Annotated in this window: 12 protein-coding genes; 11 read left to right on the forward strand and 1 reads right to left on the reverse strand. The window is 40.4% G+C overall.

All coding sequences use genetic code 11. The features are described from left to right. Positions 1-24: 24 nt before the first annotated feature. The 11 genes from AC1DOK_RS10100 to AC1DOK_RS10150 all read left to right on the forward strand — a co-directional run bounded on the left by AC1DOK_RS10100 (position 25) and on the right by AC1DOK_RS10150 (position 12,253). The gene (locus AC1DOK_RS10100) at positions 25-1,821 is read left to right on the forward strand and encodes a DUF1565 domain-containing protein (protein WP_477554149.1); all 1,797 of its coding nucleotides are present in this window, start codon (positions 25-27) and stop codon (positions 1,819-1,821) included. After that, a complete protein-coding gene (locus tag AC1DOK_RS10105) occupies positions 1,814-4,696 on the forward strand; it encodes a glycoside hydrolase family 2 TIM barrel-domain containing protein (RefSeq protein WP_477554150.1) in 2,883 nt (960 codons plus the stop codon). The genes AC1DOK_RS10100 and AC1DOK_RS10105 overlap by 8 nt, the downstream gene beginning before the upstream one ends. An 84-nt stretch (positions 4,697-4,780) precedes the next feature. Continuing rightward, entirely contained in the window at positions 4,781-5,830 is a 1,050-nt protein-coding gene (locus AC1DOK_RS10110) for an aldose epimerase family protein (RefSeq protein ID WP_477554151.1), read from the forward strand. Positions 5,831-6,376: 546 nt separating this feature from the next. Further along, positions 6,377-7,093 carry a HoxN/HupN/NixA family nickel/cobalt transporter gene (locus AC1DOK_RS10115; RefSeq protein ID WP_477554152.1) on the forward strand — a complete coding sequence of 239 codons (717 nt, stop codon included), beginning with the start codon at positions 6,377-6,379 and terminating at the stop codon, positions 7,091-7,093. A 186-nt stretch (positions 7,094-7,279) separates the two neighbouring features. After that, positions 7,280-7,582, forward strand: a complete 303-nt coding sequence (locus tag AC1DOK_RS10120; protein ID WP_477554153.1) for an urease subunit gamma — start codon at positions 7,280-7,282, stop codon at positions 7,580-7,582. A 34-nt stretch (positions 7,583-7,616) separates the two neighbouring features. Further along, positions 7,617-7,937: an urease subunit beta gene (gene ureB / locus AC1DOK_RS10125; RefSeq protein ID WP_477554342.1), complete on the forward strand. Its 321-nt coding sequence runs from the start codon at positions 7,617-7,619 to the stop codon at positions 7,935-7,937. Further along, positions 7,937-9,649: an urease subunit alpha gene (ureC, locus tag AC1DOK_RS10130; protein ID WP_477554154.1), complete on the forward strand. Its 1,713-nt coding sequence runs from the start codon at positions 7,937-7,939 to the stop codon at positions 9,647-9,649. Before ureB ends, ureC begins: the two co-directional genes overlap by 1 nt. Positions 9,650-9,659: 10 nt before the next feature. Continuing rightward, the gene (gene ureE / locus AC1DOK_RS10135) at positions 9,660-10,115 is read left to right on the forward strand and encodes an urease accessory protein UreE (RefSeq protein ID WP_477554155.1); all 456 of its coding nucleotides are present in this window, start codon (positions 9,660-9,662) and stop codon (positions 10,113-10,115) included. Further along, positions 10,108-10,791 carry an urease accessory protein UreF gene (locus AC1DOK_RS10140; RefSeq protein ID WP_477554156.1) on the forward strand — a complete coding sequence of 228 codons (684 nt, stop codon included), beginning with the start codon at positions 10,108-10,110 and terminating at the stop codon, positions 10,789-10,791. Before ureE ends, AC1DOK_RS10140 begins: the two co-directional genes overlap by 8 nt. Positions 10,792-10,815: 24 nt before the next feature. After that, complete coding sequence (gene ureG, locus AC1DOK_RS10145; RefSeq protein ID WP_477554157.1) at positions 10,816-11,427, forward strand: urease accessory protein UreG; 612 nt, start codon at positions 10,816-10,818, stop codon at positions 11,425-11,427. Position 11,428: 1 nt separating this feature from the next. Beyond that, a complete protein-coding gene (locus tag AC1DOK_RS10150; RefSeq protein ID WP_477554158.1) occupies positions 11,429-12,253 on the forward strand; it encodes an urease accessory protein UreD in 825 nt (274 codons plus the stop codon). A 5-nt stretch (positions 12,254-12,258) separates the two neighbouring features. Here the strand turns inward: AC1DOK_RS10150 and AC1DOK_RS10155 are convergent, their stop codons facing one another. Then, positions 12,259-13,200: an urea transporter gene (locus AC1DOK_RS10155; RefSeq protein ID WP_477554159.1), complete on the reverse strand. Its 942-nt coding sequence runs from the start codon at positions 13,198-13,200 to the stop codon at positions 12,259-12,261. Positions 13,201-13,400 lie beyond the last annotated feature (200 nt).

The raw sequence follows: 13,400 nt of genomic DNA on the forward strand, positions 1-13,400 counted from the left end.
ATTCTATTTAAGGAGTGATTACGGATGTCAGGCAAAGAATACCATGTTTCATTGGTGGGTAACGACTCGTGGGAAGGTTCACTAACAGCTCCATTAAGAACCATTTCAGCGGCAGCTGATAAGGCGCAGCCAGGGGATGTAATCACTGTACATGAGGGCACCTATCGGGAGAGAATTAATCCCCCATGTGGCGGAGAATCGGATGCTCGTAGAATTGTATATCAAGCTGCAGTTGGTGAAAAGGTTGAAATAAAGGGCTCCGAAATTATGAATAATTGGGAAAAGGTGCAAGGGGATGTATGGAAAGTGATCATCCCCAATTCTTTTTTTCAGGGATTTAATCCATACGATGACCTTATTCAAGGGGATTGGTTTAAGCCAAAGGGGCGGGAACACCATACTGGAGCGATTTATTTGAACGGGGATTGGCTGTTAGAAGCAGCTGAATTTAATGATGTCATACATAATGAAGGCAACACAATGCTCTGGTTCGCAAGAGTTGACGAGCAGAATACGATAATCTGGGCTAATTTTGGCAACTCCAACCCGAATGAGGAATTAGTTGAGATTAATGTAAGACAATCCGTGTTCTATCCGAAGCAGTCAGGCATCAACTATATAACCGTCAGAGGCTTTACGATGCGTCATGCGGCAACGCCTTGGGCTCCACCGACCGCCGAACAGATTGCATTGATTGGAACTCACTGGAGCAAAGGGTGGATTATTGAGAATAATGTCATCAGTCATTCGAGATGTACGGGGATTTCCCTCGGCAAATATGGTGACGAGTGGGATAATGCTGAGACAACTACCGAAGCTTATCACAGAACGATTGATCGCGCATTGGGGAATGGTTGGAACAACGAACAAATCGGCCATCATATCGTTAGAGGCAATACCATTTCTCACTGTGAGATGGCTGGTATTGCCGGCAGTTTGGGGGCTTGCTTCAGCGTCATAACTGAAAACGTTATTCATGATATTCATGTGCAGCGCTCCTTCACAGGAGAGGAGATGGCCGCCATTAAGTTTCACGGCGCCATTGATACTTTGGTAAGTAAAAACCGTATCTATCGTTCGGTGATTGGGCTTTGGTTTGACTGGATGACTCAGGGAACACGTGTATCTAGGAACTTGCTATATGACAACTATTCAAGTGATCTGTTCGTTGAAGTCAATCATGGTCCGTTTATGGTGGATCATAACCTTTGTCTCTCTACAGATTCCAAGGATATGTTGCTGAACGTTTCTCAAGGTGGAGCCTACGTTCATAATCTGTTTATGGGAGCAGTTTCAATATTGCCCGACTTAGGACGCTCTACGCCATATCTTCGAGCGCATTCCACTGAACTTGCAGGACATCATACGCTTGAATGCGGAGATGACCGCCTATATAACAACTTAGTTGTTGCTCAAAAGGATCTGATCGGGTTAAGTAAGTATGATTCTGCGGCTTATCTGGTATTTATGGATGGGAACGTGTTTCTTAATGGAGCGAAACCTTGTATACACGAGACGGCGCCTCTCGAAGCAGACTGGTTTGATCCTAATATCAAGTTTGTAATCGAAGAAGATTCTGTATATCTACATCTGGCATGTGATATGGATTGGAAAAATCACAAAAGCCGCAAATTAGTAACGACAGAGCTCCTTGATCAAACTCGGATATCGAAATTGCCTTATGAAGATACTGACGGTAAGCAGTTTAAGATGGACACTGATTATTTAGGGGATGCAAGAGATGTAAGCAATCCTTATCCGGGTCCTTTCGAAATGACTGGAGAGGGTCGGAAGGTTATAAAGGTTTGGCCTCATGGTTAACAAGCGGAATACAAATGGTAGAACAGTATTGAATTTTAATAGTGACTGGGGATTCTACAGAGGTGATCTAGTAGGTGCAGAAGCAATTGACTATGATGATCAGGCATTTGCAAATATAACAATTCCACACACAATGAGACTGGAGAAGAAACATTCTAATGGTGGACGATCAGTATATCAAGGGATAGGTTGGTACAGACGTTATTTTACTGTTGACGAGAAGTACCAAGGAAATACAATCAATATTGACTTTGAAGGTGTAATGATTGACAGTGAAATATATTTAAATGGAGAAAAAATTTATACTCGTAATGGTGGTTATGTAGGATTTTCTGTAGATATTACAGATAAAGTGAAATTTGGTGAAACCAATGTTTTAGCCGTAAATGTATCTAGCTATGATAGTCCAGATACACCTCCAGGAAAGCCAATAGCAAATCTCGATTTCCATTACTACGGTGGTATTTACAGAGATGTAACCATGAAAATTACAAATAATTTACACATTTCAGATGCATTACAGGCTGATCAAACAGCGAGTGGTGGAGTTTTTGTAACCTATCCCGAAGTGAGTCGAACGAATGCCAAGGTTAATGTAAAAACTCATGTCGTAAACAAGAATAATACATCAGCAGATACGAAGGTTGTAAGTAAGCTTGTGGACAAGGAAGGAAATACAATTGCGCAGGCTGAAACTGATGCAGCAAGTATTGCAGCAGGTGGTGATATGCAGTTCAATCAGGATCTAACTGTAGCAAATCCAAATTTGTGGCATCCAGATACACCTTATCTTTATTCTTTAGTAAGTGAAGTTTACAATGGCTCAACTTTAGTTGATTCTGTTACTACAAAGATAGGTATCAGAACTATAGTGTACAAGGCAGATGGATTCTATATAAATAGTGAAAGATTATATTTACGCGGAGCGAACCGTCATCAGTCCTATCAGAATATTGGAGATGCAGCCCCTAACTCTATGCAGTATCGTGATGCCATGCAAATAAAGGAAAATGGATTTAATGCTGTTCGTGCTACTCATTATCCAAGTGATCCAGCCTTTTTAGATGCATGTGATGAATTAGGCTTATTAGTTATTGAATGTCAGCCCGGATGGCAGAATTTCACAAACAGTGAAAAGTTCTATGATCTAACATTAAGAGATACACGTGAAATGATTAGACGCGACAGAAATAGACCGTCAGTCATACTATGGGAAACATCACTTAATGAGACTGGCTATTCAGCAGAATGGGCAAAAGAGGCTACTGCTATTGCTCATGCAGAATATCCTGGCAATCAGATGTATACAGCAGCAGACTATGGACTTCAGGGATCTTTATATGATGTTAATTACAAAGTTGTTGATACGAATTGGAAGTCTGACCCTAGCAAATGGACGGATTTTAATCCAAACAAGCCATTCTTTACTCGTGAATGGGGTGATTTTGAAGAATCTAGCAAGGCTTTGAGAAAACAAGGCGAAGACGCTATGATTACTCAGATCTTGACTCGTCAGAGATATTTAAATGGAGAGGGTTACTCTGACTGGGGTGGCCTTGATGCATGTGACAGAATAGGTGGATACTTCTTATGGAGCTGGAATGACTACGCACGTGGATCAACAACAGAGACATTGGGAAGTGGATCAGTAGATATAGACAGATATGAGAAATATGATTACTACTGGTTACAATCAATGCAATTGGCTGGAAATTCTGTTTATGGTGGGGTGGTATTTATTGCAAGTACATATTCTCCAACATCAAACCTAACTGTTAACGTATTCAGTAACTGTGACAGTGTTAAGCTCTATCAGAATAATGAATTGGTGAAAGAAATTACGAGGGAAGAGGCTTTAAAATCTGTTCCTAACATAGCTGAAAAAGGTGGAAGTCCAATCTTTACATTTAAATTAGATAAGTTTGCAGCTGGAGAGCTTAAAGCAGAAGCTATTTTAGATGGAAATGTGGTTAAAACTCACACAGTTATAACGCCAGGTCAAGCTGCCGGAATAGAAGTTGAAGTACGTGATAGGGGAATAAAGCCAGTAGCAGATGGTTCAGATTTAATACCTGTATATTTTAAAGTAGTTGATAAGAATGGAACTGTAGTACCAAACTACGATGGCAAAATTAAAATTGCTGTAACAGGTGCAGGAGAACTAGTTGGCCAAAATATTGAAAGAATAGGTGTTGAAGAACAGTGTGTTGAAGGTGGTATAGGTTTTGCATTTGTAAGAACTGCAGACGTTAGTGGAAATATAAATATTCATGCTGCAGCAGAACGATTAAATGCAGGAGTAAAAACAGTAAACACAGTACCATATGAAGGTCAATTTGTCCCTGATGGACAGCATACGCCATGGATAGGTGGAGTTGAAAAGCTGGAAACCACAGAACAGACATATAAAAATATTGCAGCTCATCAACCTGTTACAAGTTCTTCTGAACAACCAGGTGACGTTATAACAGATGCGAAAATTGAATCAATTACAGCATCTTCAGATTGTGTTGCTGATAGGGGTACTGATAAGCTTAGAGATGGTGTAACGACTATAGGAACAGGTTGGTTATCAAAGGAATTAACTTTTCCTCAGTCAGTTACAATAAAATTCAATAAACCTCAATCAGTTGTTGGAAGCTGTATTTTCTGGGAAAAGGACAGTAACTGGTACACGTATGATTTAGAAGTATCTACTGATGGTGAAACATGGCAAAAGGCACTTGATAATCGCTATGTAGGTGGACAGCATTTCACACCAGAAACATTTGCTAAGCAGTATGACCAAATAAATTATGTACGCGTAACCATCATGGACATAACTGCTGGTGGTGGGTTCAGAATAGGTATGGCGGAACTGATATTATACGGATAAAATGTAGATCAAGAGGAGAAAGATTCTGAAGGGTCTGAATACTTGAGAAGGATCGGAATCATCAGGGATAGAAAGAGGTGTAGCATGGCAAATACAATGTATCTGCTCGATTGCGGAAGTGGTTTTACAGTGGAGGTGTCCACATATGGCGCAAGCATTCGGAGATTGATGGTACCTGATCGGCATGGTGAAGCTCATAATGTCGCACTTTCACCAATGAGTATGGAGAATCACGCTGGAGGTTCCTACGCAGGAGCAGTTATTGGACCGTCGGCAGGGCGCATTAAGGGGGGGAATCTTCCGCTGGATGACAGCATTTATCAGCTAAGCAGAAATGATGGGGAAAACAATTTGCATGGCGGATCACATGGATTATCTTCGCAGATTTGGGATGTAGTTGATCAACATGTAATGAAGAACGCTGTCAGTTTGACGCTGAGATGCTGTTTGCCAGACGGACTGGATGGGTTCCCTGGAAACCGGGAGTTCCTCGTTAGATATATTGTCACTGCTGAAAATAGCCTCCGCATAGAATTTACGGCAGTGACGGACAAGCCAACATGGGTGGATTTGACAAGTCACCTCTACGTGAATTTATGCGGCGATTTCTCGCGAAGCGCACTTGATCATCAGCTGCACGTCGATGCGGAACAAGTATGCTTCAATAATGAGGAGCATCTACCAATAGGCTTGCATTCGGTTAATAATACGCCTTTTGACTTTCGCAAGCCAGCTATTATTGAAGAACAAGTTACTTCAGATCCTGAACATATTCAGCTAGTGCAAGCCAAAGGATACAATCATGCATTTCGATTGAATAAAGAAAATAATGATGGTCCAGAGAGGGCTGCTGCGGTTCTTTATGATCAAGCATCTGGTCGCAGAATGCGGTTATATACCGATGCTCCTGCGATAGTATTATATTCGGGCGGCTATTTGGATTCTTCGTTGCAATTATCAGAGAGTAGCCCAGCCATGCCAAGCTGTGCGCTTGCATTGGAAGCACAACAGTTACCTGACGCCGTAAATCATTTCGATTGGCCTAAACAGATTTTATATCCGGGACAGGTTTGGAGCAGATACATTCAGTTTGGGTTTGATACAACAGGAGGAAATCATGTACTTCACTCTTGATAATAGTAACTTTGTTGTCGATATCAATCATAGCTATTATCGTCTCAGCTGTTATAGGCGGAGTAGCACCGATACTAGTATCAATAGGTATATTGTTTTGAGCTTCGTGTTACTAGTAGCGGTACTATAAGAATAGGGGAGGTGAAATGCAATGAAAGGCGGACCTACAACTTTAATCTCAATAATAATAACGTTGTTGATGATATCGACTGTAGCTGTTATGCCCTCAGCTGCAGTGTGGTTCGTTATGAAAGAAATAATACCACTGCTAGTGTCTATTGGTATATTACTACTAAGTCTTGCAGCATTAGTAGGTTACTCTAAGAGAACTAGAAGGAAAGTATAATAGACGCATTAAGGGATGTATTGGCGGAAATAGTTAAGAGGGGCGGCTAACCCCTCTTTTTGTTATTAAGTCCGTTAAGGTACCTTTTAGCGTTTTGGACGATACGATAAAAAGAATTATTTAGTTCAGCTAAAGAATAGCATTATTCAGAATAAAAAAATATATAATCTATTTAGATATTCAATAATTGGGAGGTTACTATGGAAGCTAATTTGTTATCTATTCTAGCTTTGGGATTTGTTCTTGGAATCAAACATGCAATTGAGCCAGACCATGTAATAGCCGTATCGACTATTGCTAGTCAAAGTAAAAAGTTATTACGCTCCACTTTATCGGGAGTGTTTTGGGGGATTGGTCATACTGCAACCTTATTTATCTTTGGAATATTACTTATTCTTATGAAAGGTGAAATACCAGAGAAATGGGCGATGTCCCTAGAATTTTTAGTAGGAATTATGCTTGTGTATCTTGGGCTTACAACTATCCTTTCCTTAAAAAATTTACATGTACATAAGCATGAACATGATGAAGCAGACCATTTGCACATCCATTCTCATACACATAATGGCAAACATAAGCATAAACACCACCATAATAATGTTTCATATTTTAAATCCATGTTGATTGGCTTAGTTCATGGTCTTGCAGGAAGTGGTGCTGTGGTTCTACTGACCATGAGTACAGTAAAGAGTGCTTGGGAAGGTGCTATTTACATCCTTGTTTTTGGTGCAGGAACTGTTGTTGGTATGCTTATCTGTACCACAGTGATTGGGATACCATTTGTACTTAGTGCCAAAAAATATAGTCTCAATAAACCACTCACTCAATTGACTGCTGTCATTAGTACTGTTTTTGGAGTTTATTATATGTATAACTTAGGAGTAACAGAAGGATTGTTCAATCTCTGGATACAATAACTATTCGGGGTGAATACATTAAAGTGAGAGACCGCATCTATTTGATGCGGTCTTTGTTATTTGTTGCTTCGAGAAACTAATTTCTCATTCAAGTTTAAATGATTTTTTAATGGGCAAATTTATAAAAGTGAGTTTCATTTTTTTTCCAGAAAGCAAGTGGATTCGATTTAATAAGGAGGATTTAAGATGCAATTATTACCGCGTGAGATAGACAAGCTCATGATTGTGGTAGCAGCAGATCTTGCTAAAAGAAGGAAAGATAGAGGACTGAAATTGAATTATCCCGAAGCAGTAGCGTTCATTACCTATGAGGTGCTAGAAGGCGCTAGAGATGGCAGAACTGTAGCAGAATTGATGGAATATGGGGCGAATATTTTGACAAGGGATCATGTAATGGAGGGAATACCAGAAATCATTGATGATATTCAAGTAGAAGCAACATTTCCGGATGGAACGAAATTAGTAACTGTACATAGTCCAATTCGATAAAAAAGATAGGAGACTTACGTAAATGGCTATAGAAATGGAACCAGGTCAATTGATTTTAAAGGAAGAACCGATTACTTGCAATGAGGGAAGAATGGCATCGAAGGTTAAAGTGACCAATACAGGTGATCGACCTATTCAAATTGGCTCACACTTTCACTTTTATGAAGTAAATGAAGCCCTTCAATTCAATCGGGATGAAGCTTTCGGAAAACGATTAAACATCCCTGCCGGTGCTGCTGTTCGTTTTGAACCAGGTGATGAAAAAGAAGTGGAATTGGTTGATTATGCCGGAAAACGCGAGGTATATGGATTTAATAATAAAGTAGATGGTTCTGTGGAAAGAGGGCGAAACTAATGAGTTTTAATATGACAAGAAAGCAATATGCCCAAATGTATGGTCCTACTACCGGCGACTCCATTCGCTTAGCAGATACAGAATTATTTATTCAAATTGAAAAGGATTATACATCTTACGGCGATGAAGTCGTTTTTGGTGGAGGGAAGGTCATTCGTGATGGAATGGGCCAGCATCCTCTTGTTACAAGAGGCGATGGCATTCCAGACGTTGTGATTACAAATGCAGTCGTTCTAGATTATACAGGGGTCTATAAGGCAGATATTGGGATTCGCGATGGAAAAATTTCTGGAATTGGAAAAAGCGGAAATCCTTTGATTATGGATGGAGTCGATATTGTAATTGGAGCTTCGACAGAAGTCATTGCTGGTGAGGGAATGATTGTCACGGCAGGCGGACTGGACACCCATGTTCATTTCATTAATCCAGGTCAAGTGGACGTTGCGCTTTCCGCAGGTCTTACCACATTAATTGGCGGAGGGACCGGTCCAACCGCTGGCTCAAGAGCAACAACCGCCACGCCGGGGGAATGGAATATTCACCGGATGCTTGAAGCAGTAGAGGGGTTTCCTATTAATATTGGACTCACTGGCAAAGGGCAGGCTGCAGCGGAAGAACCCTTAGCAGAACAAATCCGTGCAGGAGCAATTGGACTCAAAGTTCATGAAGATTGGGGTTCAACTGCTTCTGCAATAGACCATGCGCTCCGAGTGGCGGATAAATTTGACGTACAGGTGGCACTCCATGCGGATACTTTGAATGAAGGCGGATTCGTTGAAAATACGATGGCTGCTATTAAAGACCGAGTTATTCATATGTATCATACGGAAGGAGCAGGTGGAGGACATGCCCCGGATTTAATCAAATCCGCAAGCTTTATGAACGTACTGCCTTCATCGACAAATCCTACCTTGCCATACACCGTTAACACAGTCGACGAACACCTAGATATGCTAATGGTTTGTCATCACTTAAATCCGTCTGTACCTGAAGATATTGCCTTTGCAGATTCACGGATTCGTAAAGAAACCATTGCTGCCGAAGATATCTTGCAAGATATGGGGATTTTCAGCATGACAAGTTCAGATGCTCAAGCGATGGGAAGAATCGGTGAGGTCATCATTCGAACATGGCAGGTAGCTGACAAAATGAAAAAACAAAGAGGCTCCTTGGAAGGAGATGGCGGATTTTCTGACAATAATCGGGTAAAGCGTTATATAGCGAAATACACGATTAATCCTGCCATTACGCATGGAATTTCTGACTATGTAGGTTCTGTTGAAGTAGGGAAAATCGCGGATCTTGTAATTTGGTCACCTTCGTTTTTTGGCGTGAAGCCCGAATTGGTTCTAAAAAGTGGTTTTATCGTGTATGGAATGATGGGCGATGCAAATGCATCCATTCCGACTCCGCAACCGATTATTTGTCGTCCCATGTATGCCGCTTGTGGGAAAGCTTTATTAAGAAGCTCGATAACATTCCTCTCCCAAGCAGCTATTGAAGCAAAAGTACATGAAAAGCTCGGGTTAGAAAAAATGATACTTCCGGTTCATGGCATTCGAAAATTAACGAAAAAAGATATGAAACTTAATTCTGAAACACCTGAGCTCACCGTTGATCCTCAAACTTACGAGGTAAGGGTAAACGGGGAACTCATTACATGTGATCCTGTTGATAAAGTTCCAATGGGCCAAAGATATTTCCTATTCTGAGGTGATAAGGTTGATTGTTGAAAGAATTGAAGCAAATATCGACAGTATGGAAAAAGAAGAAGTTATAAGACGCCATATCGAAAAAGTTTACCTTGAAAGCTCTCTTTTAATGAAACGAATACAACGAGTTACAACGGATCATGGGAGAGAAATTGGCATTCGGTTACAAGAATCTCGTGACTTGGCGGCTGGTGATGTTCTCTATATGGATGATCGAAATTTGATCGTAATCGATGTTCTTGCTGATGATTTATTGGTGATTAGACCGCGTAACCTGAATGAAATGGGGACAATTGCCCATCAATTAGGGAATCGGCATCTACCCGCACATTTTGAAAATAACGAGATGATGGTGCAATACGATTACCTTGTAGAAGAGGTTTTGAAGGAGCTTCATATTCCATTCACGCGAGAAGAGCGCAAAGTGAAGCAGGGATTTCGACATATAGGGCATAGCCATGGATAAGATGCTTTCTTTGCTTCAGATATGCGATTCGAACTTTCCAATCGGGGCATTTAGTCATTCCTTCGGACTTGAGAGTTATATTCAAGAAGATATCGTACACAACCCAGATACATTCACACAGTGGCTTCATGTTTATTTAAATGAGCAGCTCATCTATTCAGATGGGCTTGCTTGTCATCTGGTTTATCGGGCGTTGGAAGAAGAAAATTTCCATAAAGTGTGGAAGCTGGATCGACTGTTGACGGTACAAAATCTGCCTCGGGAAACTAGAGAAGGTACCCAAAGAATGGGAGAGAGCATGTTAAACCTTGTTGGAACTTTATATGATGCGCCTATACTCGCAACTTACAGAAAAAGGATTAATGAAAAACAATCTATTGGACATCCTGCGATTGTGTTTAYGATGATTGCACAATACCTTGAAGTACCGCAATTCACAACGACTCTTTATTATTTGCATTCCGTAGTTTCAAGTCTTGTCCAAAATGCTGTACGGGCAATCCCTTTGGGGCAGACGGCAGGTCAGAGAATTATTCGTGAAATCCAGAGCAATTTAATAAGGGCTTCCGAGAAAATTCAGCAGATGGATGAGGAGGATTTCGGCATCGTCTCTCCTGGATTAGAACTATCGCAAATGATACATGAGCGTATAAATATACGAATCTTCATGTCTTAAAATGTTGAAAGGAAGTGTATATGGATGGGACTCGTTAAAATCGGGGTTGGAGGACCTGTTGGAGCAGGAAAAACATTGTTAGTGGAAAAATTAACCCGGCATTTAAATGATGAATTAAGCATGGCAGTCGTTACAAACGATATTTATACCAAAGAGGATGCTAAATTTCTGATGCAAAATGGTGTCTTGCCGGGAGATCGTATCATTGGCGTAGAAACAGGGGGATGTCCGCATACAGCCATACGGGAAGATGCTTCTATGAATTTTGCGGCAATTGATGAATTAAAGGGAAAACACCCGGATTTACAACTCATATTTATCGAAAGCGGCGGGGATAATCTAGCGGCTACATTCAGTCCGGAATTAGTCGATTTCTCGATCTACATTATTGATGTAGCTCAAGGTGAAAAAATCCCGCGTAAAGGTGGACAAGGGATGATCAAATCTGATTTGTTTATTATTAATAAAACGGATTTAGCTCCGTACGTTGGGGCGTCCCTTGATGTAATGGAGTCTGATACAAAAGTATTCCGTGGAGATAAGCCTTTCGTATTTACAAATTTAAAAGACAATTCAGGACTAGACGATGTCATTAGTTGGCTGAAGCAGAATGCGTTATTAGAAGGGTTGGCTTAGAATGGGGGATTGGACTGGCGAATTGAGATTGGAGGCAGAGGAACGGAAGGGAAAAACAGTCGCAAAAAACGTGTACTTCCAAGGTGCACTTAAAGTTATGCGTCCAGTTTATCATGATCATTCAGGTCAAGCTTGTTATTATCTTTTAAATCCTGGCGGGGGCTATTTGGATGGCGATCGTTATAAAATGAAGATTACCTTGGATGAAAAAGCCAAACTTACTTTAACAACCCAATCTGCTACAAAAGTTTATAAAACACCGAATAGTCATGTGTATCAGGAAACAGAGATCATTCTTAAAGAAGGAAGTTTTCTTGAGTATTTACCTGATCCGCTCATCGCGTACCAACAGGCAAGGTATAAACAAAAAAACGTTGTTCGTATGGAAAAAAACGCAACCTTTCTTTATACAGATATCATAACTCCAGGGTGGTCTCCTGAGGGCGAACGATTCCGTTATGAAAGCATTCAATTGTTAAATGAGATTTATATCGATAACGAGCTGGCCGTCTACGACCATATTAAATTGAGTCCGTCTACCCAAAATATGGGCGGACTTGGATTCATGGAAGGCTTTACGCATTTAGGTTCCATGATAGTGGTAGGGAAACAAACAGATCATCATCTTCTTGATCGGTTATTTCACGTCATGAATGAAAGTAGGGATTCATTTAAATCGGGAATATCACTTTTATATGTTCCGGGATTTACTATTCGTGTTTTGGCAAACTCGACGCAAGTAATCGAAAGAATATTTACGGAATGCCTACAAATCATTAGACAGGAATGGTTTAATACCCGCCCCAGCTTCTTAAGAAAATACTAGATTCATTAAAGAGAAGGCAGCACTTTTCTTGCCCCCAGAAAAAGCCATGTACACAAAACAAAAGGCATTGTAAGTGCAGGAAGACCATACGGCAAAAGCCAAGTATCCATACTAGCCGTAATGGGAACCGTTAAACAAGCTGCAATAATCCCTGTTAGAAGCGCAAAACGTTGATTTTCCTTAAAGACAATGGAGACAGCGATAATCGTTAAGATGGCATTGTATCCATAAAGCCCCATGGAGATTAGACTGTGCTCTCCTCCAAGAAGGTAGGAAGTAATTAGAGCTGCAGCATTTCCAATGATGGCATAGAGCCCAAATTTCCACCCTGCTGATAAGAATGCAATATAGAGTAAAATTCCGGATAAGTTATTATCGAGTAAGAAAATTTGTCCGGCTCCTTTAGTAAATCCGTCAAGCCAATTTATCTCTCCTTTTATATTTAGTGTCCAATGAGATAAATCTTGTGGTACAAGACCAGGACTCAGCTTAAACGTACCCAATCGATAAGATGTCAGCAGTAAAAACCAGGTAAGGATGATGAATGGGAATGTTAGAGCAGGAAGCCCAGTATTTTTCATTACCTGGATCATCGCTGCTGAGAATATTGCTGCGATAGCAGCGCCGATTAATGCAATGATCCACCGTTCTCCGCCACTTATAAACAATGAAAGTGCCATGCCTGTTAGTACGGAGTTATACCCAAATAAACCTCTGTTAACACTCTCCGCATCTGCTCCCAGTCCTTTTCCAATTAAAGTTCCGATGATGGCAGATAGAAGTGAAATAATCCCCAAGTATAGGGATGAAATCGTGATTGCTATAAGAATAACGAATCCAGTTACAGCATTTTCAATCAATATTACTTGAGAAATACCTTTTAGAGATGATAATGCCAGCCCAATAACCGAATTTCTATTAAGGAAACTTGGTGTAGTTGTTTGCATAATAACCACTCCATTTAAAGTTTGATTTTTTTATCTAACGGGTTTATTTACTTGAGTATTTTCCCCAAAAATGGGCTGAAATATTTAGCCTTCTTGTATATATACAGGCATGTTGCTATAGTTATTTATTAGTAATAGAAAATTATAACTAAATTCAAAAGGGGCTGCGCCTAAGTCAATTATGATGACTTTGGAGTCAG

The organism is Paenibacillus sp. P5_B5, assembly GCF_056400365.1.

Bases quoted from the DNA above. Each gene is read 5' to 3' on its own strand.
- AC1DOK_RS10100 (WP_477554149.1), top strand. From the start codon at position 25: ATGTCAGGCAAAGAATACCATGTTTCATTGGTGGGTAACGACTCGTGG.
- AC1DOK_RS10105 (WP_477554150.1), top strand. From the start codon at position 1,814: ATGGTTAACAAGCGGAATACAAATGGTAGAACAGTATTGAATTTTAAT.
- AC1DOK_RS10110 (WP_477554151.1), top strand. From the start codon at position 4,781: ATGGCAAATACAATGTATCTGCTCGATTGCGGAAGTGGTTTTACAGTG.
- AC1DOK_RS10115 (WP_477554152.1), top strand. From the start codon at position 6,377: ATGGAAGCTAATTTGTTATCTATTCTAGCTTTGGGATTTGTTCTTGGA.
- AC1DOK_RS10120 (WP_477554153.1), top strand. From the start codon at position 7,280: ATGCAATTATTACCGCGTGAGATAGACAAGCTCATGATTGTGGTAGCA.
- ureB (WP_477554342.1), top strand. From the start codon at position 7,617: ATGGAACCAGGTCAATTGATTTTAAAGGAAGAACCGATTACTTGCAAT.
- ureC (WP_477554154.1), top strand. From the start codon at position 7,937: ATGAGTTTTAATATGACAAGAAAGCAATATGCCCAAATGTATGGTCCT.
- ureG (WP_477554157.1), top strand. From the start codon at position 10,816: ATGGGACTCGTTAAAATCGGGGTTGGAGGACCTGTTGGAGCAGGAAAA.
- AC1DOK_RS10150 (WP_477554158.1), top strand. From the start codon at position 11,429: ATGGGGGATTGGACTGGCGAATTGAGATTGGAGGCAGAGGAACGGAAG.
- AC1DOK_RS10155 (WP_477554159.1), bottom strand. From the start codon at position 13,200: ATGCAAACAACTACACCAAGTTTCCTTAATAGAAATTCGGTTATTGGG.